The sequence below is a fragment of the Sphingomonas elodea ATCC 31461 genome (assembly GCF_000226955.1).
GTDB lineage: Bacteria > Pseudomonadota > Alphaproteobacteria > Sphingomonadales > Sphingomonadaceae > Sphingomonas > Sphingomonas elodea.
In genome coordinates this window covers 1-17,205 of record NZ_AGFU01000094.1, presented here as the reverse complement: position 1 = coordinate 17,205, position 17,205 = coordinate 1, and the positions used below count along the sequence as shown (strand labels likewise).

The window sequence follows — 17,205 nt, the reverse complement described above, 5'->3', positions numbered from 1 at the left end:
AGCCCCTCCCCTTCAGGGGAGGGGTTGGGGTGGGGCAGTGTCTCGCAGAGACCAACCTACGTTCTGGAATCCCTCCACCCCCCAAACCCCTCCTCCAAGGAGGAGGGGCTTAAGCGCGGGAACCTAGCCCCCGCCCCCATCCGGCCCTATAGCGCGCGGATGCCACGCGAAATCACCGCCTATTCCAACCCCCTCATCAAGCGCATGCGGAATCTCCGCGACAAGCGCCACCGCCGCGAAGAGGGGCTGTTCCTCGCCGAGGGCCTGCGCATCCTCACCGAGGCGCGCGAGGCCGGGCGGATCCCCGATTATCTGTTCTACACCGCCGAGACCGCCCGCCACCCGCTGGTCGTAGCCCTCGTCACCGCCACCGAGGCCCGGGGCGGCGAGGCGATCGAGACCAATGCCGACATCCTCTCCAAGCTCTCGGGCAAAGACAATCCCGGCGCGGTCGTCGGCGTCTACCCGGAATTCGCGCTGGACCTCGCCCAGATCGACCGCAGCACCGCGCCGATCTGGCTGGTCGCCGAACGGCTGCGCGATCCCGGCAATCTCGGCACCATCCTGCGCACCGGCGACGCGGTGGGCGCCGGCGGGCTGATCCTGCTCGACGACTGCGTCGACCCCTTCTCGGTCGAGGCGGTGCGCGCGAGCATGGGCGCGCTGTTCACCGTCCCCGTCGCCCGCGCGCGCTGGGAGGAATTCGAGCCCTGGCTGCGCGCCGGCCCCGGCCAGCTCGTCGGCCTCAGCCTCGACACGGATCACGACTATCAGGCCCCGCGCTACGCCGCGCCCACCTTCCTGCTCACCGGCAACGAGGCGCAGGGCATGCCGCCGCATATGGAAGCCGCCTGCGATCTGCTGGTAAAGATCCCCATGCTCGGCAAGGCAGACAGCCTCAATGCGGCAGTGGCGACGGCGGTGATGGCCTATGAAGTACGCAACCAGTTCCGGAACGCTTGAGCGCCCGCGCCGCGCCGCCGCAGCCCTCATACTGGCGTGCGGCCTCGGCGCCGCCCTTCCCGTCGCCGCGCAGACGCCCGCGCCGCCGACGGTCCGCGAGCAGCCCCGCGCCGAGACGCCCGCGCTCGACGCCGAGGAGCAGCTGCTGCTCGGCGACTGGCGCGTGACCGGGGTCGACGGCCACCCGACCGTCCCCGGCAGCCGCGCCCGGCTGAAGCTGGAGGGCCTGCGGATCAGCGGCTATACCGGCTGCAACGCGCTGGGCGGCAACTACCGGGTGGAGCGCGGCTACCTCACCACCGGCGGCGTGATCACCACCCGCCGCGCCTGCTCGGCGGCGCTGATGCGGCAGGAGAAAGCGCTGCTCGCGCTGCTCGACCAGCGCCTGGCAGTCCGTCAGAGCCATCGCGGCCGGTTGCTGCTGACCGGGCGGGATGGGAAGACGTTGGTGCTGGTGCGGGCGGCGGGGTGACCTCAGAGTTTAATCGTACTTTGCCATTTCCGCTTGGATACCAATAATTAGACCGTCCAGCACTGCTGCTTGGAGGCGGAACCAGCCATCTTCCACAGAACTGATTTCATGCCCTTCAAAATCTTCCTTTAAAAAAGCATCAAGCTGAGCCTCAGCCAAGGCATTCAACTTGATATGCATCAAATAATTTCGATAAGCCCTAATTCTGTTCAATGCTGGCCAGATCTTAGGATATGCGCCCGGGATATCCACAAAGAAATAGTTTGGACGAGATATCCGACGCCCGGTTGCATCTACGGGCTCAACCATTGACCTGTTGCATTGATTCAAAAATGCTACGGCATCATCTCGCGTCACCACGGGGTTACTTGCAGCAAAGGACTCTGCTTCAGCTGGCCCAGCCTCTCCATAGAGCGGACTCATCGCCAAATTGCTAAACCTACGCTCAGCCAGACGAAAATCCCTGAGAATAGATGTGCATCGACCAATAACATACTCGCGCCGACGATCGACCGGAACAACATATCTATCCGATTTGAGTTTATTCCTCCGCTTCCACTTAGAAGCGATGTAGCCCCGTATAACTGGAATCGCAAACTTAGGAGAATATGCTTCTGAGAAATCTACTAGCCCGTAAGATTTTAAGTGCCTGATCATATCGACGTCGTGCGAAAGATCGTTGAAATCCTTTACATTTCCTGCCGCAAGCATCTCAAGCATATCATACTCTTCAGGATAAAAATCCTCTAGCTCAGAAGTAATATGTCCGCAGTAGAACTGAATTTCCTGCTCACGGTTCGAAATATTATTTTGCACATAGCCTGCATCGACCTTTGCGGGTCGCTGCTTTTCAGCAACTTTTATCTCAGTATTTATCTGCGAGCATATGAGACGGGTGAGCAATGGGTGACCACCATATCGCTCATGCAAAGCGTCCACCGCATCATCGTCGAAGCTGAGGCCCATGCGCTTTCCAAGGACAGTCAGCAGAGAATAAACCTCAGGCTTATCGAAGCCAGTCAGATAGCGCGACTTTACAATCCCGAACATCGGGTTCTGAACGCCTCCAAAACGATCAGTTTCAACGATTGAGGCGTTCACTCCAGCTATGACGAAGCAAAATTTTCGATGCTGACTTTGCGTCGACCATAACGTCTGCCAAAAAGGCACAAACTCTTCATGCCAATGTTTCGCAACCAAACTACCTGGAGATATATACTCAATCTCATCAAAAATAATGCATATCTTGGTTTGATTAGATATTGATTTGATTAAGCTTAAAAACTTGTCTGCGGAATGTTTCTTTCCACGCCAGCCGCCAACCTTAAGGCCGATTGCATCTTCTACATCATGACATATCTTCAAAATAAGATCGTTTTCATTTAATCGATATATTGAAGACAACTTGCAGTCATAATAGATTGTGTGAACACCTGCCAATTCACACTGCCGTTTAATTTTGAACAAAACAGAGGTTTTGCCCGTTTTTCGTAGGCCAAACAACCCTCTGTTCTCAGATTTCCGCGCTGCATCAACGTGTTCAGCCACTACGGATTGGCGGCCAAAGAAAAACATGTCCTCGTTCAGAGGAAGCGTATACTCGAAAAGATCTCTTGAGAATAATTGCTTTACCAACGCATTTCGAAGATACCAGGCATCATTAGATTTTTGGAATTCATCAGAAGATATACCAATGTAAGCTCTACCTTGCGGATTTCTTGCAAGATAGTCTTGCAACCAATCATTGATTTTCTCCGCCTTTGAAATCACTATAGCAACTGTTTGATCAATTCGACCTTTAGCTGGCAGTCGCTCGAATGTTTGCTCTATCGATTGAATTAGACGCGCTTCCGGAATCGGATAACGCGACACCGCCAATAGAACTTCCTGCTGAAAACCAAAAGACTGCGTCATATGAGGCAGTGGCTTAAGGAAGTATACGGAGGTTTCGGTATTGAAGCTAGAAACTCGACTCCCCCAAGTCACCTCAAAGTCACTTTCGAGGCGCCGGAGAATGGGCATTTCATCCTCAAACCTAACCAGATGCCCCTCTAGAACTTCAGACTTAATCACTCCGCCCCCCAGAAATTCCACGCCTCAGTAACTTTTAACGCCCGAAACAACATCGTCAAATCTCGATACCGCTATTGGGCAGTCGCGGCTCTAAGAACCGACCAATTTGTGCCCCCTCACTCCGCCGCAGCAGCTTCCTCCACTTCGTCGCCACCCTCCGGCGCCGGCAATTCCGCCGTCGGCGCCCGCGCGATCACGTCGACGCTGTCGATCGTGTCCAGATTGCTATTGCCGATATCCACGTTGAGCGCCTGGAAGCGCCGCGCGGAGACCATCACCCGGCCTTCGAAGCTCGCGACGAACTTGTTGTAATTCTCCACCGCGCTGTTCAGCCCGCCGCCGACGCGCTTGAGATGGCTCGCCGCCGTCGCCAGCCGCTCGTACAGTTCCTTGCCCAGCTTGCCGACTTCGCGGGCATCCTCGGTCAGCTTCTGCTGGCGCCACATCGCCGCCACGGTGCGGGCGAGCGGCAGGAAGGCCGAGGGGCCGGCGATGATCACCCGGTTGCGTGCCGCGCGCTCCCACAGCTCCATGTCCACTTCCAGCGCGCTCGACAGGAAATTGTCGCCGGGGATGTACATGATCACGAAATCCGGCGCCTTTTCGAACTGCGCCCAATAGGCCTTGCGCGACAGCGCGTCGGCATGGGTGCTCATCGCCTTGGCATGGGCTTTCAGCGCCGCGGTGCGCTCCTCGGCGCTGGTCGCCTCGGCCGCCTGGAGATAGCCGTCGAGCACGCATTTCACGTCGACGATCAGCTGCTGGTCGCCCGGCAGGCGGATGATGAAGTCCGGCCGCAACATGCCGTCCTCGGTGGTGACCGAGACTTCGGCGGCGAAATCGACATGGCCGGAAAGCCCGGCGATTTCGATCAGGTTGCGGAACTGCTGCTCGCCCCAGCGGCCGCGCGTCTTGGGCGCGGCGCGCAAGGCGTTGACCAGCTTGGAGGTTTCCGCGCGGGTCTCGCCCAGCCCGGCCTGCACGGCGCTGATCGCCTCGCGCAGCTGGCCGTAACTGTCGTTGCGGTCCTTCTCGACGCGCTGCAGCCCTTCCTCATAGCGCTTGAGCGTGGTGTCGATCGGCTGGAGCAAGGTGCGCAGCCGCTCCTCGTTCTTCTCGCCCGCCTGGTGGAAGCGCGCCTCGGCGCGTTCGAGGAACGCGCGCTGCGTCTCGCCGAGCATGGTCGAGGCGAGTTCGCGGAACTGGCCGGCCATCACCTCGCGGGCGTTGACGAACTCGGCGAGCCGCTCCTCGAACGAGCCGGCCTTGGCCTTGAGCTCGGCGAGCTCGATCCGCGCGGCGTCGCGCTCGTTGCGAAGCATCGCGGCTTCCTCGCGCAGGCGGGGGAGCTGGGCGACGCGTTCCTCGGCCATGGCGAGATCGGTGATGGCGGCCTTGAAATCGGCCTCACGCCGGGCGCTCTCGGCCCGCGCCTCGCTCGTCCCGCGCGCGCCGATCAGCCAGCCGACCACCACGCCCGCGACCAGGGCAACCATCACAAAGGCAACAACGAACGGATCCAACACCAAATCTCCCGGGAACAGGACGCGAACTTACCTGCCCGGGGACGGTGCCGCAAGGCTTGGGCACGTCGGTTGGTCCGGGTTTTGGTTCGCGCGGAGGAAGAGGGGAAGAAGGGTGTTTCACGCGAAGGCGCGAAGACGCGAAGATTTCGGGAACCCGGCGGCGTCAGCCGCTCTTCACTCCCGCGTCAGCCGCGATCGCGAAGACGATAAGTCCGCTGCGCGGCAGCGCGACCGACAATCTTCGCGTCTTCGCGCCTTCGCGTGAAATCAAAAAGCCCGGCCGCCCTCAGGCCGCCTTGCGCGCCTTGTTGAGCTTCTTCAGCAGCATGTCGCGCTTGAGCCGCGAGAGATGGTCGAGGAACACGATGCCATCCAGATGGTCCATCTCGTGCTGGATGCAGGTGGCGAGCAGACCCTCGAAGACCTCGTCATGCTGCGCGCCCTTCTCGTCCAGCCAGGTCACCCGGCAGCGCGCGGGGCGCTCGACATCGGCGAACTGGTCGGGGACCGACAGGCAGCCCTCGGTATAGACCGAAAGCTCCTCGGCCGGCTCGTGGATTTCGGGGTTGATGAAGACGCGCGGGTGCCGGATCGGCTTGCCCTCCTCGTCCTCTTCCTCCTGCAGGTCCATCACGATCAGCCGCTTGGCCACGCCCACCTGGATCGCGGCGAGGCCGATGCCGGGGGCATCGTACATCGTGTCGAACATGTCGCCGATCAGCGTGCGCAGGTCGTCGTCGACCGCCTCTACGGGAGTGGAGACGAGACGCAGACGCGGATCGGGTACTTCGACGATGGGGAGGATGGCCATGGCCCAAATTTAGGAGAGGCACCCCCCAGCGTCAAGCAACCGGGCGGCGCGCGCGCAGCGCCTGGGCCAGCGTGCCCTCGTCGAGATAGTCGAGCTCGCCGCCCACCGGCAGGCCATGCGCGAGCTGGGTGACGCGGACCGGAAAGGCCTCCAGCCGCTCGGAGACGTAATGCGCGGTGGTCTGGCCCTCGAGCGTGGCGTTCATCGCGAGGACGACCTCGTCGATGCCGCCCGCGCCCACCCGGCGGACCAGCGCGTCGATGCGGAGATCCTCGGGCCGCACCCCGTCGAGCGCGGAGAGCTTGCCGCCCAGCACATGGAAGCGGCCGGGAAACAGCCGCGCGCGGTCGAGCGCCCACAGGTCGGCGACTTCCTCGACCACGCACAGCGAGCGGTCGTCGCGGCGGGGGTCGGCGCAGATCGAACAGGGATCGTGCGTGTCGACATTGCCGCAGATATGGCACGTCGTGAGCTTCTGGCTGACCGCGCTGAGCGCGGCGAGCAGCGGATCGAGCGTGGTTTCGCGCTTCTTCAGCAGGTGGAGCCCCGCCCGCCGCGCCGATCGCGGCCCGAAACCGGGCAGCCGCGACAGGGCCTGGGTCAACGCTTCGATTTCGGGTGATGCCATCTGCACGACATAGGGGCTTGCATGCGCGCCTGCCAAGCGGTTGAGGGGGGGCATGATGCGCATCGTCTTCATGGGAACCCCCGATTTCGCCGTGCCGGTACTCGACGCGCTTGTCGAAGAAGGTCACGAAATCGTCACCGCCTACAGCCAGCCGCCCCGCCCCGGCGGCCGGCGCGGCAAGGCGCTGACCCCCTCCCCGGTCCATGCCCGCGCCGAGGCGTTGGGGATCGAGGTGCGAACGCCTTTGAGCCTCAAGGGCGCGGAGGAGCAGGCGGCGCTGGCGGCGCTCGACGCCGATGTGGCGGTGGTCGCGGCGTATGGGCTGATCCTGCCCAAGGCGGTGCTGGCCGCGCCGCGGCTGGGGTGCCTCAACGTCCATGGCTCGCTGCTCCCCCGCTGGCGTGGCGCGGCGCCGATCGAGCGCGCGATCCTCGCCGGCGATGCGGAGACCGGCGTCGGCATCATGCAGATGGAGGTCGGGCTCGACACCGGGCCGGTGCGGCTGGAGGGGCGCACGCCGATCGACCGCAAGACCGCCGGCGACCTACGCGCGGAGCTGAGCGTGATGGGTGCGCGGCTGATGGTGGAAGTGCTCGCGGATTTCGAGGCCTATCCGGCGCGACCGCAGCCCGAGGACGGCATCACCTATGCCGCCAAGATCGACAAGGCCGAAGCTCGGCTGGACTTCACCCGCAGCGCGGTGGAGGTCGAGCGGGCGGTGCGCGCGTTCAATCCGGCGCCGGGGGCGTTCTTCGAGCTGAACGGCGAACGCTTTCGCATCCACGCCGCGGATCTGGTCGAGGCGAGCGGCCCGGCGGGCATCGTCGGCGAGGATTTGCTGATCCATTGCGGCGAGGGCGCGATCCGCCCGACCTCGATCCAGCGTGCCGGCCGCGGGGTGATGACCGTTGCCGAGCTGCTACGTGGCTTCCCCATCCCGGCAGGGACGCAACTTTGACGCGCTTTGCACTTACGGTGGAGTTCGACGGCCGCCCCTTCATGGGCTGGCAGCGGCAGGACCACGGGCCCAGCGTTCAGCAGACGATCGAGGACGCCGCCTATGCGGTCACCGGCGAGGACGTGGTGGTCCATGCCGCCGGCCGCACCGATGCGGGCGTCCATGGCCTGGGCATGCGCGCGCATGTCGACATCGCCAAGCCGATGGCGCCGTTCCGGCTGATGGAAGCGCTCAATGCACGGATGCGGCCAGCACCGGTCGCAATCCTCGCCTGCGAGCAGGTTTCGGAGGATTGGCACGCGCGTTTCTCGTGCCTTAGCCGCCACTATGAATATCGGATCGTAACACGCCGCGCGCCGCTGACCTGGGAGAAGGGGCTTGCCTGGCGTCTGTCCGGGCCGCTCGACGTAGCGGCGATGCAGACAGCGGCGGCGTATCTGGTAGGGCGGCACGATTTCACCACCTTCCGCTCCGCCCATTGCCAGGCGGAAAGCCCGGTGCGGACGCTCGACCGGCTCGACGTCGTGGAGTCAGACGAGCGGATCAGCGTGTTCGCCTCGGCGCGCTCGTTCCTCCACCATCAGGTGCGCTCGATGGTCGGCTGCCTGTCGCTGGTCGGTCAGGGCAAATGGGCGCCGGAGGATGTGCGCGACGCGCTGGAGGCGCAGGACCGAACCGCGCTGGGCCTCAACGCGCCGCCCGACGGCCTCTTTTTCCTTCGGGCAGAATATCCTAGCGCGTGAACTTCGCCGCCAGCTCGACATGGGTCGACCAGCGGAACTGCCCCACCGGCTGGACCCAGTCGAGCCGATAGCCGCCTTTGCATAAAACCTCCGCATCGCGCGCGAAGGTGCTGGGATTGCACGAAACATAAGCGATGATCGGTGCCCTGGAACCGGCCAGTTCGCCCACCTGCTCGCGCGCGCCTGCCCGCGGGGGATCCAGCACCACGGCGTCGAACCGGTCCAGCTCCGCGGTGGTCACCGGCCGCCGAAACAGGTCGCGGTGATCGCCGAACACCTGCCGCCCTGCCGTGCCCGCAGCTGCCTTGAGCGACAGGATCGCATCGCGCGCCGCCTCGCCGGCATAGACCCGCGCCTTGTCGAGCGCGAAGGTGAAGGTACCGAGCCCGGCGAAGAGGTCCGCGACCGTGCGTGCTTCGCCGACCATTTCGCGCACCGCCGCCACCAGTGCCGCCTCGCCCTCCGGCGTCGCCTGGAGGAAACTCCCGCTCGGCATCGGCACGGCGACACCGCCGAGCGAAATCGTGACCGGCACCGGCTCCCAGCGCGCGGTCGGGCCGAAGCCCTCGTCGATCGCGAAGCGTGCCAGGCGCTCGGCCTCGGCGAACGCCGTGATCGCCTCGGCGGCCGCTAGTCCTTCGGGGTCGATGCCCTCGACCAGCACGTCGCGGCCCTGGTCGCTCAGCGCGAGGTGAACGTTCACCCGCCGCGCGTCGGGCAGCAGCGTCGCGAACAGCCGCCGCAGCGGCGCCAGCAGCGCGAACAGTTCGGGTGCGAGAACGTGGCATTCGGCCAGGTCGATCAGCTTGTGGCTGCCCGCCTCGGTAAAGCCGATCCGCACCTGCTTGCCGCGCCGCTCGGCATGGAGCGTGGCGCGGCGGCGCGTATGCGGGGGCGACAGCAGCGGCGCGCGGATCTCAGCATCCAGCCCTTGCGCGGCCAGCGCCGTGCCGATCCGTTCGGCGAGGAAGCGGCTCCACGCGGCATCGTCGAGATGCTGGAGCTGGCAACCGCCGCAGCTGGGGAAATGCCGGCAGGGCGGTGTCTGGTGGTGCGGGCCGAAGCGGATCGTGCCCTCCGCGTCCACCCAGTCGCCCGGCGCAGTGAGAGGGAAATGCCGGCCGTCGCTGGTCACCCCATCGCCCCGCGCAGCGACGCGCACCACTTCGACTTCGCTCACAGACATTCAGAACAGGCTTCCGGCAGTTGAGCGACGAGCTGATCGGCGAAAAACGCCGGGCCTGCAAGCTGCGCCGCGCGGCCGTGCAGCCAGACAGCGGCCGCCGCGGGGTCGACGCCGCGGCCGCCCTGCCCGATCTGCGCGCCCAGCACGCCGGCCAGCACGTCGCCCGTGCCGGCGGTCGACAGCCAGGGCGAAGCGCCGGCCAGCACCCGCACGCTGCCATCCGGCCCCGCGATCACCGTATCACCGCCCTTGTGGACCACCGTTGCACCGCTTGCGGCAGCGGCTTCGAGCGTCCGGTCGATCTTGCTGCCGGAGCCGCCGAACATCCGGTCGAACTCGCCGGCATGCGGCGTGATCCACACCGGCGCCTCGCGCGCGGCAAGCGCCGCAGCCGCGCCCTTGCCGAGCAGGCTCAGCGCATCGCCGTCCAGCACCAGCGGCTTGTCGACGGCGAGCCCGGCGCGCAGGAATGCCTCCGCGCGCCGATCGCGGCCGAGGCCGGGTCCCAGCACCACCGCGTCGATCCGATCGTTGCCCAGGAAATCGGCAAGATCGTCGGCATCGTCGATGGTCCGGCGAACCAGCGCATCCGGGGCCGGGCCCGTCGGCTCGGGCCCCGTCAGCATCACATAGCCCGCCCCGCTCGCCATCGCCGCGCGCGCCGCGAGGCGCCCCGCCCCCGGCATGGCCCCTTCGACCACCGCGACCAGCCCGCGACTGTATTTGTGGCTCTGCGGTCCGGGCGTCGCGAGGTGCGGCCGCGATACCGTGCGCCACGCCGTATCCACCGGGATGCCGATATCGGCGAGCAACACATGGCCGCAGCGCGACAGTCCGTCGTCTAGCAGATGGGCGGGCTTGAGCGCCCCCAGCGCCACGGTGGCGCTGATCCCGCGCGGTGCGCCAAGCTCGGCGCCGCTGTCCGTGTCCATGCCCGAGGGCAGATCGATCGCGAGCGTGAAGTCCGCACCGCGCACCAGTTCGGCGAACACCGCGGCGATGCTGCGCTCCAGCGGGCGCGTGACACCGATGCCGAACAGCCCGTCGATTACCACCGGCCGCACGGGCGCGCCGTAAAGCGAGGTGGTCGGCCCCTGCCAGCGCGCCAGCATCCGCTCGGCCGCACCCGGCTTGGCTGCGCCCGAGGCGGCGACCAGCACATCGACACCCGCTTCTCGCAAGTATCGAGCAACGACATAGGCATCGCCACCATTGTTGCCGGGGCCTGCGAGCACGAGCACCGACCTGCCCATCGCGAAGCGCAGCGCCTCGCGGGCGATGGCGGCGCCGGCGCGCTCCATCAATTCGTCTTGAGAAACGCCCCGGGCGAACACCGCCTCCTCAGCGGCTCGCATGGCGTCGGCAGTGAGGATCGGGGCACCGGACGGGATCATCGTCCGGTTGTAGCGCCCTTCCCACCGAGACGATAGCGCATCCCGCCGATCGTCACTTCGGTGCCCCCTGCAGGATGGGTGACGCTCGCCACCTCGGCGCCGTCGGCGGCGGTGATCACATTGCCCTGCACCTGCAGCCGCCGGAATCCGCCGTCGGGATGGTGGAGGATGAACATGCCGCCCTCCCGCTCCACGGTGCAGACCGGCAGCAGCGTCTCGCCGACCGGCCCGCACGCCACCGTCTCGCCCGCCTGCTGCGCGGGCTGCGATGCCGGATCGGCACCGCAGTCCGCGAGAAGCATGCCGAGGACGAGACTAGATGTCCGCGTAAACATGGCGCTCGGCCTTGGCGCCGGGGTGCGTCACCGCACCCTGATAGGCCGGGCCGACATTCTGCGCATAGCGATAGAGCGCACCCGACTGATAGTCGTTCACCCGCGGCTGCCACCGCGCCCGACGCTCGGCCAAAACGTCTTCGGCGACGTCGAGATCGATCGTGCCCGCTTCGGCATCGATGCGGATGGTGTCGCCGTCCTCGACCAGCCCGATCGGGCCGCCCTCGGCCGCCTCCGGACCGACATGGCCGATGCAGAAGCCGCGCGTCGCGCCCGAAAAGCGGCCATCGGTGATCAGTGCCACCTTCTCGCCCATGCCCAGGCCATAGAGCGCCGCCGTGGTCGAGAGCATCTCGCGCATGCCCGGTCCACCCTTCGGCCCTTCATAGCGAATGATGATCACCTCACCCTCGTTGATCTGGCGATTCTCAACTGCCTGGAAGGCATCCTCCTCGCAGTCGAAGACGCGGGCCGGCCCTTCGAACTGGAGCCGCTTCATGCCGGCCACCTTCACGATCGCCCCCTCGGGCGCGAGCGTACCGCGAAGACCCACCACGCCGCCGGTGGGCGACAGCGGCGTCTTCACGTCATAGATCACCTTCTGTTCGGGATTCCAGGTGACCTCGTCGATATTCTCGCCGAGCGTCTTGCCGGTCACGGTCAGGCAGTTGCCGTCGAGCAGGCCATTGGCCAGCATCGTCTTCATCAGCATGTAGACGCCGCCCGCCTCGTGCATATCCTTGGCGACATACCTGCCGCCCGGCTTGAGGTCTGCGATATAAGGCGTTGATTTGAAAGCCTCGGCAACGTCATGCAGGTCGAAATCGATGCCCGCCTCATTGGCCATGGCAGGGAGGTGCAGCGCCGCGTTGGTCGAGCCGCCGGTCGCCGCCACGACGCGGGCGGCGTTGATGAAGGCAGCGCGGGTCGCGATGTCGCGAGGGCGCAGGTTCATCTCGAGCAGATTCATCACCTGATGCCCAGCGGCGATCGCGATCTCTTCGCGGCTCTTGTACGGAGCAGGCACCATGTTGCTGTTTGGCAAGGACAAACCCATTGCCTCGCCGACGCACGCCATGGTGTTGGCGGTGAACTGGCCGCCGCAGGCACCGTGACCCGGGCACGCGACCTTCTCGAGCGCGGTCAGGTCCTTCAGCGGGCAGTTGCCGGCGGCGAACTTGCCCACCGCCTCGAAGACGTCGACCACGGTGACGTCGCGGTCCTCATAGCGGCCCGGCAGGATCGAGCCGCCATAGACGAAGATCGACGGGATGTTGAGGCGGAGCATCGCCATCATCATCCCCGGCAGCGACTTGTCGCAGCCCGCAAAGGCGACCAGCGCGTCATAGCAATGGCCGCGCACGCTCAGCTCGACCGAGTCCGCGATCACCTCGCGGCTGACCAGCGAGGACTTCATCCCCTGATGGCCCATGGCGATGCCGTCGGTCACGGTGATAGTGTTGAACCGGCGCGGCATGCCGCCATTGGCGATCACGCCCTGGCGCGCGGCATCTGCCTGGAAATCGAGGGTGGTGTTGCACGGCGCGCTGTCGTTGCCGGCGCTGGCGAGCGCGACGAACGGCTTGGCGATATCCTCCTCGGAAATCCCCATGGCGTAATAATAGCTGCGGTGCGGCGCGCGCTCGGGCCCCACGGAGACGTGGCGGCTGGGGAGCTTGGATTTGTCGAATCGGTTGGTCATGGCGCGCAAGCCTATGTCGCGGGAACACCCTTTTGCGCAAGAGTGTTGCGCAGAAAAAGCGTAAGGTCGTGCAGATGCCCCACCCAGCGCTCCACACCGGCAGCATCGCGGATCAGGTCATTCCGGATTTCGATCGCGATCGAGGGGATGCCCTGCGCCTCGGCATGACGGTTGAGCGTCGCGTTGAGAAGGCGCCCCGAATAGGGTTCGTTGTCGCCGGTCGCGAGACCCTCGGCGCGGAACCAGTCGACCGCAGGTCGCGCGGCGCGGGTATCGCGATTGTAGAGAATGCCCACCTCCCACGGCCGCGGCGTGCCGCCATCCTCGAGCTGCGGCGTGAAGCTGTGGATCGACAGGATCAACGCGGGGCGCTGGCGGCGGACTTGGTTCCGCACGCAGCGGTGATAGGGCGCATGAAAGCGGGCGATGCGCGCGCCGCGTTCCACGCCGACATTACCGGGGATCGGATGACCATCGCTGGTCGCGGGGATCAGGCCGACATGGTCCGGCTCCCGATGCAGGTCGATCACCAGTCGCGAGACGGTGGCCAGGATCGCCGGCGCATCCAGCCTAGCCGCCAGCGCGCGGGTGACCGCCGCCGCGCCGATATCGATGGCGATGTGCAGGTCGAGCAGTGCCGGGTCGATGCCTAGATCGATGCCGGCGGGCACCGCATTGGAGGCATGGTCGCAGAGCAGAAGCACCGCAGGATCGCCGCCGGCAAGGATCTCCGCCTCGCTCATCCGAACACCGGACGTCGACGGCTGTGGAAGGCGGCCAGCCCTTCGGCAAGTTCCGCGCCGCCAAAGGCCGCGTCGAACGCCTCGTCGAGGCGCTGGTCGTCCTGGCCCCGCAGCGTCCGCTTCAGGTGCCGGATGGCAGCCGGTGCGTTCGCCGAGATACGCTCCGCCAGCGCCTCGGCAGCAGCGGCGGCATTGGGCGCGCGCCGCTCGACCAGGCCGATCTGGGCGGCAGCGTCCGCATCGATCGCCTCGCCGGTGAAGAGGAGTTCACCCGCACGACCCCGCCCCACCTGCGCGGCCAGCCGAGCGACGTCCTGCCGGGGATAGCCGAGCCCCAGCCGCGCCGGGGTGACCGCGAACTGCGCGCCGTCGCCGGCGATCCGCAGATCCGCTGCGAGCACCAGCGCGACCGCAGCACCGAAACAGCCGCCGTCGATCGCGGCGATCACCGGCATGGGCAGTTCCGCCAGCGCCTCGATGCCCGCCCGCATCGCCAGGCGAAAGCGGGTACGCGCGGCAGGATCGGCCTGCAGCGCCGCGAACTCGCCGATATCGGCACCGGCCGAGAAAATGTCGGTCATGTCCGAGCGGAGCAGCACAACGCGCGCGCCCTGCACCTCGGCGGCGGCACCGCAAAGCCGCTCCCAGCCGGCGATCGACACCGCGTTGCACGCCGTGCCTCGTGCGAGCGCGATCATGACGACCGGCCCATCCCAACGAACTTCGATCATGGAAACGGCTCTGCCCGATCCGCGCGGTCAAGTCACGCGATGGCGCGCGGGCGGACTCCCGGAGGAGCGCACCCGCGGGCCAAGGACGGACGTTCGCGTCGCGCCAGATCCGTCGCTGCAATCCTGCGCCGGAAACCGTAAAGATTCGATTACCGGTTCAGCGCAGGCGGGTCGCGGCCAGCCACCAATCGCGGCCGGCAAGCGTTGCCGCGGCAGCGTCCCGCGCCGTCTGGGTATCGAACAGCGCGAAGCAGGTCGCGCCCGACCCAGACATGCGGGCGAGCAGCACCCCCTCCTGCACGGCCAGGGCCGCCAGTACCGCGTCGATCGCCGGTGCCAGCGCACGAGCGGGCGGCTCGAGGTCGTTGCGTCCGCCGCGCGCCACGTCGAGCAGATCGCCGCTACCGATAGGACCCCGGTCCACACCGTCCCAGCCGCGAAACACCGCGGCGGTCGACACCGCGACCCCGGGGTTCACCAGCAGCACCGGCATGCCCGAGAGCCCGGCAACGGGTGCGAGTTGTTCACCCCGCCCCCTGCCCAGCGCCGTGCGGCCGAGCAGGCAGGCCGGCACGTCCGAACCCAGCGCATCGGCGATCGCGAACAGGCGGGTATCCTCGGGCGCGATACCGTGCAGCGCGGCCAGCGCCCGCAGCGTCGCCGCCGCATCGGCCGAACCGCCGCCGATGCCCGAGGCGACCGGCAGACGCTTCTCCAGCGCGATGCTGTGGGCGCCGCCGCCAAAGGCCTCGCGAAAGCGGGTGGCCGCGCGCGTGACGAGATTGTCGCCCTCCGCCGCGAGCACCGGCGCGAACGGCCCGTCGAGCGTGAAGCTGTCGGTCTCGGCCGGCACCACGCGCACCGTATCGCCATGCTCGACGAACGCGAACAGCGTCTCAAGCTCATGGTAGCCATCGGGCCGACGGTGGCGAACGTGGAGCGCGAGATTGAGCTTGGCCGGTGCCTGCTCGGTGACAGTGCGAAGATCGTGCATCGCGCAGCCCCCTAGCGCGTTCAGGACGCCCGCGTCAGCCCCTCGCGCAGCTTGCGGGCGATCCGCTCGGCATCGGCGGGCGCAGCGTGGATCGCGGCGGCGCGCCAGGCATAGCGGGCCTCGAACTGGCGGCCGAGCTGCCAATAGGCATCGCCGAGATGCTCATTGGCGCGCGTGCCCGCCGGATCGCCACGGGTCGCGTCTTCCAGCAGCGCGGCGCCGCGCGCTACCTCGCCTTGACGGACATAGGCCCAGCCCAGCGCGTCGGCGACCTCGGTATCCTCGGGCGCGATCTGCCGGGCACGTTCGAGCAGCCGCAGGGCTTCCGCCGAATTGCCACCATGGGTGATCATCGCGGCACCCAGTGTCCGCAGCATTTCGGCACGGTTAGGGGCGATCGCGGCGGCCTTGCGCAGCTCGGGCAGCGCCTGGTCCCAGCGCCCGGCCCGCTCGAGCGCGAGCCCGCGATCGAGATGCAGGTCCGCACTGCCTTCTCCGCCACGCCGCAACGCATCGGCATAGACCCTGGCCGCCGCGTCGTACTGCCCGGCGTCGCCGAGCAGCTGCGCATAGCGCTCGACCTCCAACGGGCTGGCGCGGCGGTCCTCCGCCAGCAGCTTGGCTTCGGCCAGCGCCGCATCGATATTGCCCGCATCGCGCAACACGCTCACTCGGGCATCCGCGGCGCGCCGCGCGAACGGGCTGTCCTTCGGAACCGCGGCCAGCGCCTGCAACGCCAGATCCTCGGCACCGGCGGCGGCAAGTGCGTCAGCGAACTGCACCCGTGCCCGCGCCTCGCCCGGATCGAGAATCAGCGCGCAGCGGCTGAGGACGATGGTCAGCGTCGCCATGCGGTCCCCCGCCAGATCGGCGGCCAGCGCGCGGAACAGCCGCGCCAGGCCGTAGCGGATCGTCACGGGCGGCGGCGCGTCGAGCGCGCGGGCAACGGCCTCCAGCTCGGCGCTGTCGGTGCCGCCCAGGATCGGTGCCCCCGCTCGCCCGCGGGCCATGGCGAGGTCGATCCGCATGTCGGCATCACCGTCACCGGCCAGCGCCGTCATGGCATCGAGCATGGCGGTGTCGTCCTTGCCCTGCGCCATCCGGATCAGTGCACGCTGGGTGCCGGCATAGCGACGGGCGAGCGCACCCGTCTCCAGGCGATCGAGTACCGCCACCCCGTCCATGCCGCCCGCCTGCGCCAGCCAGGCGGTAAGGATCGGCATCAGGAAATCGAACGGGGTGCCCTTCAGCCGCTTCACCGCGTCGGCGGCACGCGGCGTATCGCCTTCGGCAAGACGCGCCGCCATGTCGAACAGCGCGGCATCGGGTGGAGCGACACCCGCCTTTTCCATCACCGCAGCCGCACGCCCAGCCAACGCGTCATCGCCGACCATCAGGGCCTGGCGATAGGCACGCAGCGCGAGGACCGGATCCTCCGGCGTCGCCGCCAGCGCCCGGGCATAGCCCTGGGCCGCAACCGAAGAAGCCCCGGCCGCATCGGCGGCGCGGGCGCGGACATAATCGCGAAGATCGACCGTCTGCGCCGCCGCCGCTACTCCCAGCAATGGGGTCAGCAGCAGCAGCGACAGGCCGGCACTACATGTTCGGATAATTGGGGCCACCGCCGCCTTCCGGCACCACCCAGTTAATGTTCTGGGTGGGATCCTTGATGTCGCAGGTCTTGCAGTGCACGCAATTCTGCGCGTTGATCTGGAACCGCAGATCATCGCCCTCCCCTACGACCTCATACACACCCGCAGGACAGTAACGCTGGGCGGGCTCGGCGTACATCGGCAGATTGTAGCCGATGGGAATATCCTTGTCCTTCAGCGTCAGATGGACCGGCTGATCCTCCTCGTGATTGGTGTTCGAGACGAACACCGAGGAGAGCCGGTCGAAGGTGAGCACGCCGTCGGGCTTGGGATAGTCGATCCTCGGCGCCTGAT

The 17,205-nt window shown here is 66.5% G+C and carries 17 protein-coding genes; 4 read left to right on the top strand and 13 right to left on the bottom strand.

From position 1 onward, the window contains the following. Positions 1-159 precede the first annotated feature (159 nt). Positions 160-963 (top strand): TrmH family RNA methyltransferase, encoded by an 804-nt coding sequence (locus KK7_RS0118735; RefSeq protein WP_010546172.1) that lies wholly within the window; start codon positions 160-162, stop codon positions 961-963. After that, a complete protein-coding gene (locus KK7_RS0118730) occupies positions 932-1,435 on the top strand; it encodes an META domain-containing protein (RefSeq protein ID WP_010546171.1) in 504 nt (167 codons plus the stop codon). Before KK7_RS0118735 ends, KK7_RS0118730 begins: the two co-directional genes overlap by 32 nt. A gap of 9 nt (positions 1,436-1,444) precedes the next feature. Here the strand turns inward: KK7_RS0118730 and KK7_RS22115 are convergent, their stop codons facing one another. From KK7_RS22115 to recR, 4 genes are all read right to left on the bottom strand, one after another. After that, positions 1,445-3,529 carry an AAA-like domain-containing protein gene (locus tag KK7_RS22115; RefSeq protein ID WP_138983999.1) on the bottom strand — a complete coding sequence of 695 codons (2,085 nt, stop codon included), beginning with the start codon at positions 3,527-3,529 and terminating at the stop codon, positions 1,445-1,447. Positions 3,530-3,624: 95 nt separating this feature from the next. Beyond that, positions 3,625-5,031 (bottom strand): DNA recombination protein RmuC, encoded by a 1,407-nt coding sequence (locus tag KK7_RS0118710; RefSeq protein WP_010546169.1) that lies wholly within the window; start codon positions 5,029-5,031, stop codon positions 3,625-3,627. Between the two features lie 289 nt (positions 5,032-5,320). Continuing rightward, entirely contained in the window at positions 5,321-5,845 is a 525-nt protein-coding gene (gene def, locus KK7_RS0118705) for a peptide deformylase (protein WP_010546168.1), read from the bottom strand. Positions 5,846-5,876: 31 nt separating this feature from the next. Beyond that, positions 5,877-6,473 (bottom strand): recombination mediator RecR, encoded by a 597-nt coding sequence (gene recR / locus KK7_RS0118700; RefSeq protein ID WP_010546167.1) that lies wholly within the window; start codon positions 6,471-6,473, stop codon positions 5,877-5,879. A 55-nt stretch (positions 6,474-6,528) separates the two neighbouring features. On the opposite strand from recR, the gene fmt reads away from it, so the two are divergent. Both fmt and truA read left to right on the top strand, forming a co-directional pair. Further along, the gene (fmt, locus tag KK7_RS0118695; RefSeq protein ID WP_010546166.1) at positions 6,529-7,431 is read left to right on the top strand and encodes a methionyl-tRNA formyltransferase; all 903 of its coding nucleotides are present in this window, start codon (positions 6,529-6,531) and stop codon (positions 7,429-7,431) included. Then, positions 7,428-8,174 carry a tRNA pseudouridine(38-40) synthase TruA gene (gene truA / locus KK7_RS0118690; RefSeq protein ID WP_010546165.1) on the top strand — a complete coding sequence of 249 codons (747 nt, stop codon included), beginning with the start codon at positions 7,428-7,430 and terminating at the stop codon, positions 8,172-8,174. Before fmt ends, truA begins: the two co-directional genes overlap by 4 nt. On the opposite strand, the gene KK7_RS0118685 is transcribed toward truA, so the two are convergent. From KK7_RS0118685 to KK7_RS21235, 9 genes are all read right to left on the bottom strand, one after another. Further along, positions 8,164-9,354 (bottom strand): class I SAM-dependent RNA methyltransferase, encoded by a 1,191-nt coding sequence (locus KK7_RS0118685; RefSeq protein WP_010546164.1) that lies wholly within the window; start codon positions 9,352-9,354, stop codon positions 8,164-8,166. The two genes, truA and KK7_RS0118685, sit on opposite strands and share 11 nt — an antisense overlap. After that, positions 9,351-10,754: a bifunctional ADP-dependent NAD(P)H-hydrate dehydratase/NAD(P)H-hydrate epimerase gene (locus KK7_RS0118680; RefSeq protein ID WP_029623436.1), complete on the bottom strand. Its 1,404-nt coding sequence runs from the start codon at positions 10,752-10,754 to the stop codon at positions 9,351-9,353. The genes KK7_RS0118685 and KK7_RS0118680 overlap by 4 nt, the downstream gene beginning before the upstream one ends. Then, entirely contained in the window at positions 10,751-11,056 is a 306-nt protein-coding gene (locus KK7_RS0118675) for a hypothetical protein (RefSeq protein WP_010546162.1), read from the bottom strand. Before KK7_RS0118675 ends, KK7_RS0118680 begins: the two co-directional genes overlap by 4 nt. 13 nt (positions 11,057-11,069) lie before the next feature. Next, the gene (ilvD, locus tag KK7_RS0118670) at positions 11,070-12,791 is read right to left on the bottom strand and encodes a dihydroxy-acid dehydratase (RefSeq protein WP_010546161.1); all 1,722 of its coding nucleotides are present in this window, start codon (positions 12,789-12,791) and stop codon (positions 11,070-11,072) included. 11 nt (positions 12,792-12,802) lie between these two features. Next, positions 12,803-13,534, bottom strand: coding sequence for an N-formylglutamate amidohydrolase (locus KK7_RS0118665; protein ID WP_010546160.1), 732 nt, complete (start codon positions 13,532-13,534; stop codon positions 12,803-12,805). Next, positions 13,531-14,265 carry an enoyl-CoA hydratase-related protein gene (locus tag KK7_RS0118660; protein ID WP_010546159.1) on the bottom strand — a complete coding sequence of 245 codons (735 nt, stop codon included), beginning with the start codon at positions 14,263-14,265 and terminating at the stop codon, positions 13,531-13,533. The genes KK7_RS0118665 and KK7_RS0118660 overlap by 4 nt, the downstream gene beginning before the upstream one ends. Before the next feature lie 157 nt (positions 14,266-14,422). After that, positions 14,423-15,259 carry a 4-(cytidine 5'-diphospho)-2-C-methyl-D-erythritol kinase gene (locus KK7_RS0118655; RefSeq protein WP_010546158.1) on the bottom strand — a complete coding sequence of 279 codons (837 nt, stop codon included), beginning with the start codon at positions 15,257-15,259 and terminating at the stop codon, positions 14,423-14,425. A 20-nt stretch (positions 15,260-15,279) separates the two neighbouring features. After that, positions 15,280-16,881: a tetratricopeptide repeat protein gene (locus KK7_RS0118650; protein ID WP_237709258.1), complete on the bottom strand. Its 1,602-nt coding sequence runs from the start codon at positions 16,879-16,881 to the stop codon at positions 15,280-15,282. Continuing rightward, positions 16,856-17,205: 4Fe-4S dicluster domain-containing protein (locus tag KK7_RS21235; RefSeq protein WP_010546156.1), on the bottom strand; the 350-nt coding region annotated here is incomplete at its 5' end. The genes KK7_RS0118650 and KK7_RS21235, both read right to left, overlap by 26 nt.